Source organism: Sphingomonas sp. ABOLG, assembly GCF_003950435.1.
Taxonomy (GTDB): domain Bacteria; phylum Pseudomonadota; class Alphaproteobacteria; order Sphingomonadales; family Sphingomonadaceae; genus Sphingomonas; species Sphingomonas panaciterrae.
This window is the reverse complement of the sequence record NZ_QQWW01000004.1, coordinates 230,663-245,286: the sequence shown is the minus strand read 5'-3', so window position 1 is coordinate 245,286 and position 14,624 is coordinate 230,663. Positions and strand designations below refer to the sequence as shown.

Here is a 14,624-nt window from a genome sequence, read left to right as displayed (position 1 = left end):
CAGGTAGGGGCTTGGTCAGGCGCCGGGCTGGCTGCCCGGGGTGGCGAGCGCGAAATCGACGCGGCGCATCGTCTGCATCATCTCGCCTTCCCATTCGGGCGGGCAGGGGATGGAGCCGATCGCCCAGCCCATGATGTCCACGTCCTGCTCCTCCAGCAGGCGTTCGAACCATTGCAGCTGTTCTTCGGACCAGCTGGCGTGATGCGCATCGAAGAAGCCGCCGATCATGAAATCGGCCTCGCGCGTGCCCCGGTGCCAGGCGCGGAAGCGGGTGCGCCGCAAACGAGTTTCTTGATCCATCAGGGGCTCCAACGACACTTGGCCGGCCGTGGTTTCGCACGGTCGGCGACGATAATTCATCCGCTCGCCTGACAGGATCGATGCGAACGGCTAGGCGTGGCGCAAGAGATAGTCATGCGACCCGATATCCTCAATCCACTGTTCGCCGAAGTCACCGCGCTGAAGGGCGTCGGGGCAGGGCTGGCCAAGCCGCTGGATCGGCTTGGCCTTGCGAGGGTGGTGGACGTGCTGTTCCATTTGCCGAGCGGCTGGATCGATCGCCTGCCGCGCGACGAGCTGATGGCGCAGGACGCCGGGCGCACGATCGCGATCACGCTGACGGTGCGCGACATCCGCGCGTCTTCAAGCCCGCGCGGGCCGACGCGGGTGCAGGCCGCCGACGGCTACGGCAATATCGTCAGCCTCGTCTATTTCGGGCGATCGAGCGGGCTGGTGCGCAAGCTCTATACCGTCGGCGAGCCGGTTCGCGTCTCCGGCAAGCTGGAGACATACGGCCAGGAATTGCAGATCATCCACCCGGAGATCGTCGACGGGGAGGACAGCTTTCGCGAGCGCGAGGCGATCTATCCGCTGTCTGAGGGGATTACGTCGCGCCGGGTGGGCGGGCTGGTCGAGCAGGCGATCGCCCGCTCGCCCGAGCTTGGCGAATGGATCGAGCCGGGGCTGTTGGCGCAGCGCGACTGGCCGGGGTGGAAGGAGGCGCTGGCGCGCGTCCATGCCGATCCGGCCGATGCGGTGGCGCGGGCGCGGATCGCCTATGACGAGATCTTCGCCAACCAGCTGGCGCTGTCGCTGGTGCGGCAGGATACGCGGCGTCGGCGCGGGCGGGCGCTGAAGGCCGACGGGCGGCTGCGCGATATGCTTCGGCTGCCCTATGCGCTGACCGGCGCGCAGGCACGGACGGCGCGCGAGATCGAGGGCGACCTAGCGCAGGACGCGCCGATGCTCCGGCTGCTGCAGGGCGATGTGGGATCGGGCAAGACGCTGGTCGCCGCGCTCGCGCTGCTGATCGCGGTGGAGGCGGGTGCGCAAGGCGCGCTGCTGGCGCCGACCGAGATCCTGGCGCGGCAGCATTATGACACGCTGCGCGAGACGCTGTCGGGCCTGCCGGTGAACATCGCGGTACTGACCGGGCGCGACAAGGGCCGGGCGCGCGAGGGCGTGCTGATGGGGCTGGCGGATGGATCGATCGACATTTTGATCGGCACGCACGCGATCTTCCAGGATGCGGTGACTTACCGCGATCTGGGGCTGGTGGTGGTGGACGAACAGCATCGCTTCGGCGTGGCGGAGCGGCTGGCGCTTTCCGCCAAGGGCAAGACGACGCCGCACCTGCTGGCGATGACCGCGACTCCGATCCCGCGCACGCTCGTCCTCGCGCAGCATGGCGAGATGGACCAGAGCCGGCTGGACGAAATGCCGCCGGGGCGCGAGCCGGTGGAAACGCGCGTCATCAGCGAGGAGCGGCTGGACGAGGTGGTCAACGCGCTCGGCCGGCATCTGGCGGAGGGCAAGCAGGCCTATTGGGTCTGCCCGCTGGTGGAGGAGAGCGAGAAGAGCGACCTTGCCGCCGCCGAGGCGCGGGCGGCGGCGCTGGCGGGGCGCTTCGGGGATCGCGTCGGGCTGGTGCATGGCAAGATGCGGCCGGCCGAGAAGGATGCGGTGATGGCGCGCTTCGCCGGCGGCGAGCTTGGCGTGCTGGTGGCGACGACGGTGATCGAGGTGGGCGTGAACGTGCCCAATGCGACGCTGATCGTGATCGAACATGCCGATCGCTTCGGACTGGCGCAGCTGCATCAGTTGCGCGGGCGCGTGGGGCGTGGCGGGGGGCAATCACGCTGCCTGCTGCTGCGCGGCAATGCGCTGAGCGAGACGTCGCGCGCGCGGCTGGCGCTGATGCGCGAGACCAACGACGGCTTCATGATCGCGGAGGAGGACCTGCGGCTGCGCGGCGGGGGCGAATTGCTCGGCACGCGGCAATCGGGCGAGGCGGCGTTCCGGCTGGCGACGCCGGAACTGCTCAACGAGCTGCTGCCGATCGCTTATGATGATGCGCGGCTGCTGATCGATCGCGACGGCGGGCTTTCCGGCCCGCGCGGGCAGGCGGCGCGGGTGGCGCTGTATCTGTTCGAGCGCGACGTGGGCGTGGCGCTGCTGCGATCGGGCTGACCAAGGATTGCGCGCCGCGTCCCGGATGCGCGGGCAAGCGGCGCCGTCAGAACGAGGTCAGCGCGACGTAGAGGCCGACAGCGATGACCATCACGGCAAAGCCGCGTTCGAGCAGGCCCTTGCGCGTGGCGAGGCCCCGAGCGGCGGCCATCCCGGCGACGGTGCCGATCGCGCCGCCCGCGATCATCAGCGCGGTGACCGGCCAGTCGACCATGCCCGAGGTGGCGTAGGACGCTGCGGTGGTCAGCCCCAGTGCGCTCACCACCACGAGCGAGGTTCCCACCGCGTTGGCGATCGGCATGGCAGTGGCCAGCATCAGGCCCGGGACGATGAGGAAACCCCCGCCGATACCGAAGAAGCCGGCTGCAAGGCCGACGCCAAGGCCAATCGGGATCAGCCTCGGCAGCAGCGTCGCGGCGGACTCTCGCGACAGGCGAACGTCCGGCGCTGGCGCAGACTTGCGGGGGCGGAGCATCGAGAGGCCGACGCCGACCATCAGCAGGCCGAACAATGCCAATAGCCGCGCGCCATCCATTGCCTTGCCGAGTTCCGCACCGATGCTCGCCCCGGCGACGCCCACCGCCGCGAACACGGTGGCGCAAGGCCATTTTATCGTGCCCGCCTGGGCGTGGCCGGCAAGGCTGGCCAGCGCGCTGGCGGCGACTGCAACGGCGGCCGTCCCCATCGCGAGATGCGCAGACCCGGTCCCGACGACATAGACGAGCAACGGCACGGCCAGGATCGACCCGCCGCCGCCGACCAGCGCCAGGATCAGGCCGATCGCCGCGCCGGACGCGAGCGTGGCGAGGATGGCGGCGGCGGTTATGAGCGGCTCAGCTCGCGGCGCGCCGGTTCCACGGCATCATGCGCAGCAGGTTCGCCATCCCACACCAGCCGGTCGCCCCGGCGAGCATCAGGCCGGCACCAACGAAGGCGGACAGGCCGAAGAAGGCGGGAGTGACGAACAGGCCCAGCAGCACGCCCGCAAGCACCAGCATGCCTGCCGTGATCTGCACCTGTCGCATGACCTCAAGTGGCTGGGCGCGATCGACCACCGTCGGTTGCCCGGCCGAGCGCCAGGCATCCACGCCGCCATCCAGGATATAGGCCGGGGCGCCTGCGGCAGCGGCGGCGAGCGCGCTGGCGTTGGCAGCCGTGCGCATCCCCGACTTGCAGTGGAAGATCACCGGGCGCTCTTCGCGCCGCAGGGTGGCAACGCGGTCGAGCGGCAGATTGACCGCACCGGGAATGCGCTCGCGCGCGAATTCGTCAGCGCCGCGGATGTCGACCAGCCGCGCGCCGCCATCGAGGGCGACGCGCGCGTCGCGCGGGGACAGGGTGGGAAGCATCAATCAACGTCCTTGCAGTAAAGTTGGTAGAGGGTGGCGAGAAGCGTTTCGACGCGGGGATCCGCGATCGCGTACCAGAGCGTCTGGCTCTCGCGCCGGAAGGCGACGAGGCCTTCGTCCCGCATCTTCGCGAGATGCTGCGAACAGGCGGACTGCGACAGGCCGACCTCGCGGGCGAGGGTGGTGACCGTCACCTCGCCATGCTCGACCAGCTTACACAGCAGCATCAGCCGCCGGGGATTGCCGATCGCCTTCAGCGTGTCGGCAACCTGGCCGGCCTTTTCCTCGAACGTCGCCAGATCCATCGGCGGCTTCAGCATCTGCTTCTCCATTAGATATTGCTAATTTAGCAATTGCTAATACATATGCAAGGCATGATGGAGCCGAATATGACCCAGCCTTTCATCAAGGCCTTCTTCGATGAGCCGACCAACACGATCAGCTATCTCGTCGGCGACCCGGCCACCCGCATCGCGGCGGTGATCGACCCGGTGCTCGATTTCGACCTGGCGAGCGGCGAGGTGGATACCCGGTCCGCAGAGCGGATCCTCGCCTTTGCCGATGAGGACGGATGGCAGATCGCGATCGTGCTCGAGACCCATGCGCATGCCGATCACCTGTCGGCGGCGCCCTTCATCAAGGCGCATACGGGCGCATGGATCGGCATCGGCGCGCACATCCGCGACGTGCAGCGCATCTTTCGCCCGGTATTCGCGATGACGGACCTGAAGACCGACGGATCGGATTTCGATCGCCTGTTCGACGACGGCGACCGCTTCCAGATCGGCGACCTCACCGTCGAGGTGCTGCACGTGCCCGGCCATACGCCAGCCGATGTCGCCTATCTGATCGGTGATGCCGCGTTCGTCGGCGATACCCTGTTCATGCCCGATTATGGCACCGCGCGTGCCGACTTCCCGGGTGGCGACGCCCGCACTTTATATCGCTCGATCCGCCGGCTGCTGTCGCTGCCTGGCGAGACGCGGCTGTTCCTGTGCCATGACTATAAGGCGTCCGGTCGCGACGAATATCGCTGGGAGACGACCGTGGACGAGCAGCGTCGATCGAGCGTGCATGTTCATGACGCGGTAAGCGAGGACGCGTTCGTCGCCATGCGCGAGCAGCGCGACGCTGGCCTCGCCGTGCCGCGGCTGTTGTTGCCGTCGATCCAAGTCAACATCCGCGCCGGCCGCTTCCACGAGGCGGCGGACAATGGGGTCACCTATCTGCGCATTCCCGTGAAGCCTCGGCAACGCGCAGAATAGAGGGGCGTCCCGGCTGCGTCAGCCGGTGACGAGGAGGCCGTGGTGCTTCTTGCCCGCGGAGATGCGGACCGGCTCGCCGCCGGCGGTGACGGTGGCGGCTTCGTCCGAGACCTTCTCGCCGGCAACGCGTGCGCCGCCCTGCTTGATCAGGCGGCGCGCCTCGCCCTTGGAGGCGCAGAAGCCGAGGCCGACGAGGACGTCGACCAGCGCCACCTCTCCGCTGGCGGCGAAGGTGGGGAGGGCGTCGCCGCTGGCGCCTTCCTCGAAGGTCTTGCGGGCGGTTTCGGCGGCCTGTTCCGCTGCCTCGCGGCCGCGGCACATGGCGGTCGCTTCGTTGGCGAGGATCTTCTTCGCCTCGTTGATCTCCGCGCCCTCGAGCTTTTCGAGCCGGGCGATCTCGTCCTCCGGCAGGTCGGTGAACAGGCGCAGGAAGCGGCCGACGTCGCGATCATCGGTGTTGCGCCAGAACTGCCAGTAATCGAAGTGCGGCAGCTGATCCTCGTGCAGCCAGACGGCGCCCGAGACGGTCTTGCCCATCTTCTGCCCGTCGGCGGTGGTGAGCAGGGGCGTGGTGACGCCGAACACTTCGGTCCCGTCCATGCGGCGGGCGAGTTCGATGCCGTTGACGATATTGCCCCATTGATCGCTGCCGCCCATCTGAAGCCGCACGCCGTGGCGCTGCGACAGCTCGCGGAAGTCGTATGCCTGCAGGATCATGTAGTTGAATTCGAGGAAGCTGAGCGACTGCTCGCGATCGAGCCGCAGCTTCACCGAATCGAACGACAGCATCCGGTTGACCGAGAAATGCTGGCCGACCTCGCGCAGGAAGGGGATGTATTCGAGCTTGTCGAGCCAGTCGGCATTGTCGACCATCACCGCGTCGGTGGGCCCGTCACCGAACGTCAGGAAGCGTTCGAAGATGCGGCGGATCGAGGCGACGTTGGCGCCAATCCTGTCCTCGGTCAGCAGCTGGCGCGATTCTTCCTTGAACGACGGATCGCCGATCTTGCCGGTGCCGCCGCCCATCAGGACGATCGGCTTGTGCCCGGTCTGCTGCAGACGGCGCAGCAGCATGATCTGGACGAGGCTGCCGACGTGGAGCGACGGCGCGGTCGGATCGAAGCCGATATAGCCCGGCACCACCTGCTTCGTGGCGAGCGCATCGAGCGCGGCCGCGTCGGTCATCTGGTGGATGTAGCCGCGGTCGGTGAGGACCCGGAGGAGATCGGACTGATGATCGGTCATAACGGGCCGCACATGCCCTCACCCGGCCCCGCCCGCAAGCGGGAGGCGTGTGCCGGCTATTTCCGGGTGAGCTGAGTCGCCGGATCGACCGGGCTGCGGCCCTTGCGCAGCTCGAAATGGAGTTCGGGCTGATCGGCAAAACCCGTGTCGCCGGACAGCGCGATCGTCTGGCCCTTCTTCACTGCCTGGCCACGCTGGACGAGCAGCTTGGAGGCGTGGCCGTAGACGCTGGTCCAATTCTCGCCGTGGCGGATGATCACCAGCCCGCCGAGCGCGACGATGCCGTCGCCGACATAAGCGACGGTTCCGTCGGCGGCGGCGCGGACCGGCGTTTCGGTCGGCACCGCGATCTTGATGCCGTTGTTGCGCTGGCCGCTGGCGCCGGCGCCGAAGCGGCCGACGATGCGACCGTCGACCGGCCACATGAAGCGGCCCGGGCTGCTGGTGGGCGGCGCGACCGCCGCGGTGGCGGGCAGGACACGGCGCGGCGTCGCGACCGGCTTGGCCGGTGCCTGGTTCTCGGCGATCGCCGGCTCACCACCGGTGATGATGTCATCGATGTCGAGGCGGAAGGCGGCGGCACGCTCGGCGGCGCTGCGCGGGCGTGCGTCACCCGGGATCAGGATACGCTGCCCGGTGCGCAGGATGTAGGGTTCGCTAAGGTCGTTGGCGGCGACGATGTGCGACCATTCGACGCCATAGGCGCGCGCGATGGCGATGCCGGTCTGGCCGGAGCGCACCAAGTGATAGCGGCCGCCGGGGATGCGCAGCCGCTGGCCGGCGTAAATGACGAAGGGCGCGGACAGGCCGTTGGCGCGCGCGATCGCTTCGGAGCCCGCGCCGGTCCGCTCGGCGATGGCGCGCAGCGAATCGCCCGACCGCACGACATAGGTCTGTTCGGCGATCTGCCGCGCATCGTCCGCCACCCCGCGCTGCTCCCAGGCAGGCGGCGGGGCGGGAAGCTGATCGACCTGCTCCTGCGGTCGCGGCCCGGGGCGAGGGGGCGGATAGTTGCCGCCCGTATCGGGGCGCGGCGGGGTTGGCCGCGTGGGGCGGTCGACCGAGGGAATGCATCCCGCCAACGCGATCGCGAGCGGCAGCGCAAGCGGGATACGGTTCGTCATTACCGCTGCATTAACCCTGGACGGGCCGCGGCTCCAGACGGTTCAGCCCGCCAAGATAGGGCTGAAGCACGGTGGGCACCGCGACCGAGCCGTCGGCCTGCTGGTAGTTCTCCAGGATCGCCACGATCGTCCGGCCGATCACCAGCCCCGAACCGTTGAGCGTATGGACGAAGCGCGTGTTCTTCTCGCCTTCCGGGCGGAAGCGGGCGTTCATGCGGCGTGCCTGGAAATCGGTGCAGGTGGAGCAGGACGAAATTTCGCGATAGCGATCCTGCCCCGGCAGCCAGACCTCGATGTCGTAGGTGCGGGCCGCCGAGAAGCCCATGTCGCCAGTGCACAGCTTCATGCGGCGGAACGGCAGCTCCAGCCGGGTCAGCACGTCCTCCGCGGCGGCGGTCATCCGCTCATGCTCGGCCTCCGACTGATCGGGCTCGACGATCGAGACCATCTCGGCTTTGTCGAACTGATGCTGGCGGATGAAGCCGCGCGTGTCGCGTCCGGCCGCGCCGGCCTCGGACCGGAAACACGGGGTGAGCGCGGTGAAGCGCAGCGGCAGATCGGTGGCGGAAAGGATCTTCTCGCGCACGATGTTGGTGAGGCTGACCTCGCTCGTCGGGATCAGCCAACGGCCGTCGGTGGTGCGGAACAGATCCTCGGCGAACTTGGGCAACTGGCCGGTGCCGAACATCGCTTCGTCCCGCACGAGGAGCGGCGGGATCACTTCCTCATAGCCATAGTCGCGCGTCAGCACGTCGAGGCCGAACTGGCCGAGCGCGCGGGCGAGCTTCGCGACATGGCCGCGCACGAGCGTGAAACGCGCGCCGGACAGCAAAGCGCCGGTCTCGAAATCGAGGCCGAGTGCGGGGCCGATCGCGTCATGCTCGCTGATCGCAAAGTCGAACATCGGGCGCTGACCGCGTTCGTGGATCAGCCGATTGTCGTTCTCGTCCGCGCCATCGGGCACGTCGGCAAGCGGCAGGTTGGGCAGGCCGGCAAGCAGGCCGTCGAGCGCGCCGCCGAGCCGCGCTTCCTCTGCCTCCAGCTCGGGCAGCCGCTGCTTGAGCGTCGCGACTTCCGCCATCAGAGCGGCGGCGGTTTCCTCGTCCTTCTTCGCCTTGGCCGCGCCGATCGCCTTCGACGCCTCGTTGCGGCGCGCCTGACCGACCTGAAGCTCCGTCACCACCTCGCGGCGGCGGCGATCGAGATCGAGGATGGTGGCGGCATCCGCCGGCTTGCCACGGCGCGCCATGGCGGCGTCGAAGGCGGCGGGATCGTCACGGATCAGGCGAATGTCGAGCATGGCGCGGGGCTATGCCGGGCAGCGATCAGTGAGGCAACCCGGCCCGGCGGCGGCGCGTTGTTTCTCATGACAAGCAAAACAGGAGACCTTGCTCATGCACGTGCCGTACAATTCCGTCGTTCTGGTCGCGGATGGCCGCAAGCTGCTCTTCCTGCGCAACGAAGGCGATGAAGTGCACCCCAATCTGACCGTGGAACATGCCGAGGAGCGGCCCAACCCGTCGGATCTCGATCAGAAGACCGACAAGGCAGGCCGGGCGTCCTCCACGCAGTCGGGTCCCGGTGCGCCCTCCATCGCGCGCAACGGTTCCAACCATGCGCAAGGTGCGGGCGCGCAATTCGCCCCCTCGCGCGGCTCGCTGGGTGAGACCGATTATCATCAGCTCGAGGAGGATCGCTTTGCCGCGGACGCGGCCGAGCTGCTGAAGAAGCGGGCGTTCTCCAACGAATATGATTCGCTGATCGTCATCGCGCCGCCCAAGACGCTCGGCGAATTGCGCAAACACTACCACAAGGAAGTGACCGATCGTCTGTCGGGCGAACTGGCCAAGGATCTGACCGGCCACCCGATCGCCGACATCGAAAAGGCGTTGCTCGACGCCTGAGGCCAGGGCTCGGAAGGGAAATAAGGAAAGGCGGCGTACCCACCACGGGGTACGCCGCCTTCATTGTGTCAGCGCAGGCGCGGCGGGATTGCGCCGTCAGTCCGCCGGCTGCGCTTTCTTCACGAACCGTCGACGGGCGATCAGCGCTGCCGCCGCTGCGCCGAACAGGATCATCATCGGCGGAGCAGGAACCGGCGACGGGTTGCCGCTGCTGGTGCCGGGATGCCCGCCGTTCGAAGACCAGCCCTTGGACGATGAGCCCCAGCCCTTCGACGACGAGCCCCAGCCCTTGGACGACGAACCGTAGGAGGAGCTCGACGTCGAGCCCGAGGTGGAGGACGACGTCGAGGAGGAGGTGGATGACCCGGTAGACGTCGACGACGAGGTAGACGAACCGCCGGTCGAGGTGGACGTCGACGAGCCCCCCGTGGAGGTCGACGTCGAGGAGCCGCCCGTCGAGGTGGACGAGCCACCCGACGACGTGGAGGTCGACCCGCCGCTCGAACTGGACGTCGAGGAAATCACGATCCCGCTGGAGCCCGATCCGCCCGATCCGCCGAAGAACCCGCCGGCAAAGAAGCCGCCGCCGCCAAAGCCACCGCCCCAGCCACCACCGACGATCGGCGCGACCTCACCGCCGCCGGACACGACCGAGGGGGCCGGGGGCAGCGGCACCGGAACGGGCGCTGCCTGCGACGCGACCGTCACCACGGCCGGCGCGCAGGTCGGCGGCGTCGCAGCCTGGACGACTCGGCGTACGGGGGTCGTCGGCCGCGGGCGCCGGACGACCTTCTTGGGCGCCTGCTTCACGAACTTGGTATAGGAACTGCGAGCTTTCTGTGTCTGGGCGACATGCACTGCGCCTCCGCCGACGATTGCACCGCCAACGGTGCACGCGCAGAGTTTCGCCAAAGCCATCCGCACCGACATGATGTCACTTTCTCATTCTGCTGGAGGCCAGGGGCCACCTGTTCTTCAAAAGCGTTGCTGCCCTTGTGGGCTCAAGGTGCCGAACAAAGCCTTAAACACAACAGCAATGGTTCGTCCCTGTATCCAATAACCGCGAAAAACATGAGGTGCAGCGCACAATTTGGGGCGGACGTGTCACTCCGGGACATCCAGCGATCGGTTAATTCGTTCATGTCGTCGCAACCGAATATCAAATAAGCACTTTTATACGCTTGCGAGTGCTTGTCGGTTGTCTGCTCCGCGTCTATAGGCCCCTTCCGGGGCGCGGTGGTGCTACGACACCCTGACGCGGGCGGGGAGATAGGTCGATGGCGACGGCGTACAATCGCGTGGATCAGATAGACCCAGCAGACCTAGGGGCTGCAAACGACGACGGTTACCGTCCAAGCCCGGACGAACCGTTCATGAACCCTCGACAGCAGGAATATTTCCGGGCCAAGCTTCTGGCCTGGAAGGACGCGATCCTCCGGGAATCGCAGGGCACGCTGTCACAGCTTCAGGTCGACTCGCTGCGGGAGGCGGATCTCAACGATCGCGCGTCGAGCGAGACCGACTGGTCGATCGAGTTGCGTACGCGCGATCGCCAGCGCAAGCTGATCGGCAAGATCGAGGCGGCGCTGCGCCGGATCGATGATGGCGAATATGGCTATTGCGAGGTGACCGGCGAGCCGATCAGCCTGGGCCGGCTTGAGGCGCGGCCGATTGCGACCATGACGGTCGAGGCGCAGGAACGGCACGAGCGCAACGAAAAGGTTTCTCGCGAGGATTGAGCCGCTGCGGTCCCGGCGGGATCATCCACCCCGCCGGTCGTGGGCTAAAGACGATGGATTGGTCCTAAATGGGACAGTCTGACGGCTGTTTGTTTGCAATCGTAAACACATGCTGGAATAATCCTCGCCCATGGACTCCCCTTCCGCGAGCATCTTCCTCGACGATTCCCAAACGCCTGCCACTGGCGATCGTGGTCGGGACAGCCTGTTGCTGCTGGCGCGTCTGAAGGTGGAAGGAATGCCGAACGACCTGTCGGTCCGGGTTCGCAATCTTTCTGCCGGCGGCCTGATGGCGGAATTGCCCGAACCTGTGTCGCCTGAGTCTGCGGTGCAGATCGAATTGCGCGGGATTGGCCTCGTCTCCGGCCGCGTGGCGTGGCAGACCGAGGGACGGGCAGGGATCGCCTTCGACCGGCCGATCGATCCGCAGCGCGCGCGAAAGCCGCTTGGCGCCCGCGCGTCGGACCAGGCCGAGCCGCGGACCATGCGCTTCCCGGGCTGATAGCCCCGTTCATTCCCGCGGCGACCACCGTTGCGTAGCGCCAGTGGCCAAGCCTGACGATAAAGTGGGAACGAGCCTGATCGCGGGCTGGACGGGCACGCCCAGTTCATGCCAAAGGCGCCCTCCGGACACGCGGGTGTGGCGGAATTGGTAGACGCAGCGGACTCAAAATCCGCCTCTGGCAACAGATTGTCGGTTCGAGTCCGACCACCCGTACCATAGACTGGCTCGACGCCGGCCTCCCGATCAGGCATCGCGCCGGCAATGTCTGCCATTTCCCTGCTTCGTACCGCCACCGCCGCCGCGCATGACTCGGTCGATTCGGCCTTTGCGGGCTACGACTTTGCCGATCCGTGCGAATATCGCGCGATGCTGCTGGCGCATGCCCGCGCGCTGCCGACGGCAGAGGCGCGCGCGGCGCAGATATGGCGCGCGCTTCGTCGTCGCACGCCGTTGCTCGCCGCTGACCTTGCGGCGCTGGGCGCCAGCGTCGATCTGCCGATTGAGACCGCCTCCGGCGGCGAGGCGGCGGCATGGGGCGCCCTATATGTGGTGGAGGGATCGCGGCTCGGCGGCGGTATCCTGGCGAAGCGCGTCGGCGCCGGCCTCCCGCGCGCCTATCTGTCGGCGGTGCATCAGCCAGGCGAGTGGCGCACGATCCGCACCGCGATTGATACGGCCGCCGCGCCGCAGGACGAGGCCTGGCACGCCGCCATGATCGCCGGCGCGCTCGATACCTTTGCCTTGTACGAGGCGGCCGCCCGCGTCCCCGCCATCTGACACGATCGCACCACCCGGCGCGGCGCGACCGTCCCCCGTCAGTCTGTGTCGTCCTCGATCGGCGCGGTCAGGATCGCGCGCAGGCCCGGGCTGTTGTCGGCATGATCGAGCGTTCCGTTCAGCCGCCCGATCACCGCCTGCATCATCCGGCTGCCGAAGCCGACGCGGTCGCCCGTCACCCCGACGCCATGATCCGCGACGATCAGGCGGAAGCGGTTGCGATATTGCTCCAGTGAAATGTCGATCGGCCCGGTGCCGCCCTCATAGGCGTATTTGGTCGCGTTGATGACCAGTTCCGACGCCACCAGCCCGACGCTGATCGCGCGATCGGTGGGGATCAGCAACGGCGTCAGGTCGATCGTCATCTGCGAAGCCCATTCCTGGCCCAGTGAGCCGCGCAGATCCTGCACCAGTTCATCGAGATAGCGGGCAAGATCGACGGTCTCGATCTGGTCGTCACGATATAGCCGCCGGTGCACCAGCGCCACCGCCGACAGGCGCGAGCGCGCCTCGATCAACTGGTCGGCGACCTGGCCCGGCCCCGCGTCGCGCGCCTGGAGCGAGAGAAAGGCGGAGACGAGCTGAAGGCTGTTCTGGACGCGGTGGTCCACCTCCTTCATCAGCACGTCCTTCTGCGCCAGCGCGTTGTCCTTGTCGGCGACGGCACGCTCCAATTCCTGGAACAACCGCTGCCGCTCGCGCGAATCGCGCGCGTCACGGAAAGCACGCCGCAGGCGATGCGTCGCCTCCACCTGCTCCAGCGTCCAGCGGCGCGAGCGTCCGCGCACCGTCTCACGCCACGATTCGAACGACGCGCGCGGCGTCAGCGTCGCCTGTGGATCATGGCCTATGCCCTTGTGCGGGTTGCCGGCCCATTCGATCTCCTCGACCTGCTCGGCGCGGAACCACAGGATGGTCGCATTCTCTTCCGGCACCGACACCGCGAGCAGTCCGCTGGCCTTGTCCGCATAGTCCTGGGCCGGCGGATACTGGCTCGGCAGCATGTGGGTGACATAGGCCTCGGTCGTGTTGCGCTCGCCGAGCCATTCGGCAATCGCCTCGATCTCGCTCTTCGACGGGCACCGGCCGTAGCAATCGACACCCTTGGGATGGACCAGCGCCACGCCGTCGGCGTCCAGCATCCGTTGCAGATCATCGTGCCGGTCGCTCACCGCGCGCGTGAGCGGCGGCTTCAGCGCGGGCACCAGCGAATCCTCCGCCGCGCGCAGCGCCAGCCGCTCGCGATAGCTTTCGGCTTCTTCCTTGGCGCGAATCTGCCGTGCGAGGCCACCCGACAGCGTCGTCGCCGCCATCCGGATATCGATCGGCATCAGCTTGGCGGTGCGGTGATGACAGGCGATCAGGCCCCACAGCACCCCATCCTTGACGATCGAGATCGACGCGGACGCGCCCACATCCATGTTGCGCAGGTAATCGACATGGATCGGCGACACGCTGCGCACCGATACGTCGCTGAGGTCGGTGCCGCTATATTGTGCCGGACGGATCGGCGCGGGCGAATAGCCGACATCGGGGATCACGCGCGCGCGGTTGCGCACGTAGAGCGCCCGCGCCTGGCGCGGAATGTCCGCTGCCGGAAAGTGATGGTGCATGAAGGTGCCGAGCGCGGGGTCCCGATCCTCGCCAACGACACGGCCCGCCTCGTCATCAAGAAAGCGGTACACCATCACCCGGTCGAAACCGGTCAGCGCGCGAAAGGCGGTGGCGGCACGTGCACACAGCATCTGGAGATTGCTCGCGCGCTCAAACCCCGCAGCGATCACGTCCATCCACGACAGGATGTCTCCGGCCAGCAGCGGCTCGGTGCCGGTCGGCTCCAGTTCGACGATCACCTGGTCGGCGCCGCGATGGATCGCTACGTCATAGGCGCGATCGTCGACGATCAGCGGCGTGCCGCGGATCGTGCCTCCCGGCCCGGCGATCGGATTGTCCAGCCGCGCGGCGACGTCCTGCGCCAGCAATTGCTGGAGCGGTGCGCCCAGCCAGTCGGTGCCGAATACCTCTTCCAGCGCGCCGGCCCCCGCCAGGACGCGCAGCGTTTCGGGATCAGCGATGAGCAGCAGGCCATGCGGCTGGATGGCTCCGGGAATGTGGATCGGCTCGCGATCACATTCCGTCAATTCGGGCGCGGCCCGCTCGCTTAAGCTCGCCATGACCTTCCCTTGAACCCGTAAAGGAAGGTCAAATGCCTGTTCCGAACGAACCGCGCAACTGATCGAAATCAAT

The 14,624-nt window shown here is 67.5% G+C and carries 16 protein-coding genes and 1 tRNA gene; 9 read left to right on the top strand and 8 right to left on the bottom strand.

Annotated features, from left to right (window positions below; genetic code table 11):
• Window positions 1-15: 15 nt before the first annotated feature.
• On the bottom strand, window positions 16-300 hold the full coding sequence (locus tag CA236_RS06805; protein ID WP_046411778.1) for a succinate dehydrogenase assembly factor 2: 285 nt from the start codon (window positions 298-300) through the stop codon (window positions 16-18).
• Between the two features lie 114 nt (window positions 301-414).
• On the opposite strand from CA236_RS06805, the gene recG reads away from it, so the two are divergent.
• On the top strand, window positions 415-2,469 hold the full coding sequence (gene recG, locus CA236_RS06800; protein ID WP_125945029.1) for an ATP-dependent DNA helicase RecG: 2,055 nt from the start codon (window positions 415-417) through the stop codon (window positions 2,467-2,469).
• 46 nt (window positions 2,470-2,515) lie between these two features.
• Here recG and CA236_RS06795 read toward each other — a convergent pair whose 3' ends face one another.
• The 3 genes from CA236_RS06795 to CA236_RS06785 are packed head-to-tail and all read right to left on the bottom strand — an operon-like array spanning window position 2,516 to window position 4,138.
• Window positions 2,516-3,295 carry a sulfite exporter TauE/SafE family protein gene (locus CA236_RS06795; RefSeq protein ID WP_125945028.1) on the bottom strand — a complete coding sequence of 260 codons (780 nt, stop codon included), beginning with the start codon at window positions 3,293-3,295 and terminating at the stop codon, window positions 2,516-2,518.
• Between the two features lie 7 nt (window positions 3,296-3,302).
• On the bottom strand, window positions 3,303-3,821 hold the full coding sequence (locus tag CA236_RS06790) for a rhodanese-like domain-containing protein (protein WP_046410754.1): 519 nt from the start codon (window positions 3,819-3,821) through the stop codon (window positions 3,303-3,305).
• On the bottom strand, window positions 3,818-4,138 hold the full coding sequence (locus CA236_RS06785) for a metalloregulator ArsR/SmtB family transcription factor (protein ID WP_206430521.1): 321 nt from the start codon (window positions 4,136-4,138) through the stop codon (window positions 3,818-3,820). The genes CA236_RS06790 and CA236_RS06785 overlap by 4 nt, the downstream gene beginning before the upstream one ends.
• Before the next feature lie 69 nt (window positions 4,139-4,207).
• Here CA236_RS06785 and CA236_RS06780 point away from each other — a divergent pair, with 69 nt between their 5' ends.
• Window positions 4,208-5,083: an MBL fold metallo-hydrolase gene (locus CA236_RS06780; RefSeq protein WP_125945026.1), complete on the top strand. Its 876-nt coding sequence runs from the start codon at window positions 4,208-4,210 to the stop codon at window positions 5,081-5,083.
• A gap of 18 nt (window positions 5,084-5,101) precedes the next feature.
• Here the strand turns inward: CA236_RS06780 and tyrS are convergent, their stop codons facing one another.
• From tyrS to serS, 3 genes are read right to left on the bottom strand one after another with little or no spacing between them, the layout of a single operon-like run.
• Window positions 5,102-6,328: a tyrosine--tRNA ligase gene (gene tyrS / locus CA236_RS06775; RefSeq protein WP_125945025.1), complete on the bottom strand. Its 1,227-nt coding sequence runs from the start codon at window positions 6,326-6,328 to the stop codon at window positions 5,102-5,104.
• Between the two features lie 56 nt (window positions 6,329-6,384).
• Window positions 6,385-7,452 (bottom strand): M23 family metallopeptidase, encoded by a 1,068-nt coding sequence (locus CA236_RS06770; protein WP_125945024.1) that lies wholly within the window; start codon window positions 7,450-7,452, stop codon window positions 6,385-6,387.
• A gap of 10 nt (window positions 7,453-7,462) precedes the next feature.
• A complete protein-coding gene (gene serS / locus CA236_RS06765) occupies window positions 7,463-8,752 on the bottom strand; it encodes a serine--tRNA ligase (protein ID WP_125945023.1) in 1,290 nt (429 codons plus the stop codon).
• Window positions 8,753-8,846: 94 nt separating this feature from the next.
• Here serS and CA236_RS06760 point away from each other — a divergent pair, with 94 nt between their 5' ends.
• From CA236_RS06760 to CA236_RS06735, 7 genes are all read left to right on the top strand, one after another.
• Window positions 8,847-9,356, top strand: coding sequence for a host attachment family protein (locus CA236_RS06760; protein WP_046410749.1), 510 nt, complete (start codon window positions 8,847-8,849; stop codon window positions 9,354-9,356).
• 88 nt (window positions 9,357-9,444) lie between these two features.
• A complete protein-coding gene (locus tag CA236_RS18945; RefSeq protein ID WP_206430520.1) occupies window positions 9,445-9,663 on the top strand; it encodes a hypothetical protein in 219 nt (72 codons plus the stop codon).
• 24 nt (window positions 9,664-9,687) lie between these two features.
• Window positions 9,688-10,179 (top strand): hypothetical protein, encoded by a 492-nt coding sequence (locus tag CA236_RS06755; RefSeq protein WP_206430519.1) that lies wholly within the window; start codon window positions 9,688-9,690, stop codon window positions 10,177-10,179.
• A 454-nt stretch (window positions 10,180-10,633) separates the two neighbouring features.
• Window positions 10,634-11,095, top strand: coding sequence for an RNA polymerase-binding protein DksA (gene dksA / locus CA236_RS06750; protein WP_046410748.1), 462 nt, complete (start codon window positions 10,634-10,636; stop codon window positions 11,093-11,095).
• Window positions 11,096-11,225: 130 nt separating this feature from the next.
• Complete coding sequence (locus CA236_RS06745) at window positions 11,226-11,597, top strand: PilZ domain-containing protein (RefSeq protein WP_046410746.1); 372 nt, start codon at window positions 11,226-11,228, stop codon at window positions 11,595-11,597.
• A 132-nt stretch (window positions 11,598-11,729) separates the two neighbouring features.
• Window positions 11,730-11,816: transfer RNA gene (locus CA236_RS06740), tRNA-Leu, on the top strand.
• 45 nt (window positions 11,817-11,861) lie between these two features.
• Window positions 11,862-12,377, top strand: a complete 516-nt coding sequence (locus CA236_RS06735; RefSeq protein ID WP_125945022.1) for a biliverdin-producing heme oxygenase — start codon at window positions 11,862-11,864, stop codon at window positions 12,375-12,377.
• A 38-nt stretch (window positions 12,378-12,415) separates the two neighbouring features.
• Here CA236_RS06735 and CA236_RS06730 read toward each other — a convergent pair whose 3' ends face one another.
• A complete protein-coding gene (locus CA236_RS06730; protein ID WP_125945021.1) occupies window positions 12,416-14,551 on the bottom strand; it encodes a histidine kinase dimerization/phosphoacceptor domain -containing protein in 2,136 nt (711 codons plus the stop codon).
• Window positions 14,552-14,624: the final 73 nt, after the last annotated feature.

What these genes read in the sequence shown, in the direction of transcription:
- tyrS (WP_125945025.1), bottom strand. Translation starts at nt 6,328, where the DNA reads ATGACCGATCATCAGTCCGATCTCCTCCGGGTCCTCACCGACCGCGGC.
- CA236_RS06770 (WP_125945024.1), bottom strand. Translation starts at nt 7,452, where the DNA reads ATGACGAACCGTATCCCGCTTGCGCTGCCGCTCGCGATCGCGTTGGCG.
- CA236_RS06745 (WP_046410746.1), top strand. Translation starts at nt 11,226, where the DNA reads ATGGACTCCCCTTCCGCGAGCATCTTCCTCGACGATTCCCAAACGCCT.
- serS (WP_125945023.1), bottom strand. Translation starts at nt 8,752, where the DNA reads ATGCTCGACATTCGCCTGATCCGTGACGATCCCGCCGCCTTCGACGCC.
- CA236_RS06735 (WP_125945022.1), top strand. Translation starts at nt 11,862, where the DNA reads ATGTCTGCCATTTCCCTGCTTCGTACCGCCACCGCCGCCGCGCATGAC.
- CA236_RS06730 (WP_125945021.1), bottom strand. Translation starts at nt 14,551, where the DNA reads ATGGCGAGCTTAAGCGAGCGGGCCGCGCCCGAATTGACGGAATGTGAT.
- CA236_RS06805 (WP_046411778.1), bottom strand. Translation starts at nt 300, where the DNA reads ATGGATCAAGAAACTCGTTTGCGGCGCACCCGCTTCCGCGCCTGGCAC.
- CA236_RS06785 (WP_206430521.1), bottom strand. Translation starts at nt 4,138, where the DNA reads ATGCTGAAGCCGCCGATGGATCTGGCGACGTTCGAGGAAAAGGCCGGC.
- CA236_RS06780 (WP_125945026.1), top strand. Translation starts at nt 4,208, where the DNA reads ATGACCCAGCCTTTCATCAAGGCCTTCTTCGATGAGCCGACCAACACG.
- dksA (WP_046410748.1), top strand. Translation starts at nt 10,634, where the DNA reads ATGGCGACGGCGTACAATCGCGTGGATCAGATAGACCCAGCAGACCTA.
- CA236_RS06760 (WP_046410749.1), top strand. Translation starts at nt 8,847, where the DNA reads ATGCACGTGCCGTACAATTCCGTCGTTCTGGTCGCGGATGGCCGCAAG.
- recG (WP_125945029.1), top strand. Translation starts at nt 415, where the DNA reads ATGCGACCCGATATCCTCAATCCACTGTTCGCCGAAGTCACCGCGCTG.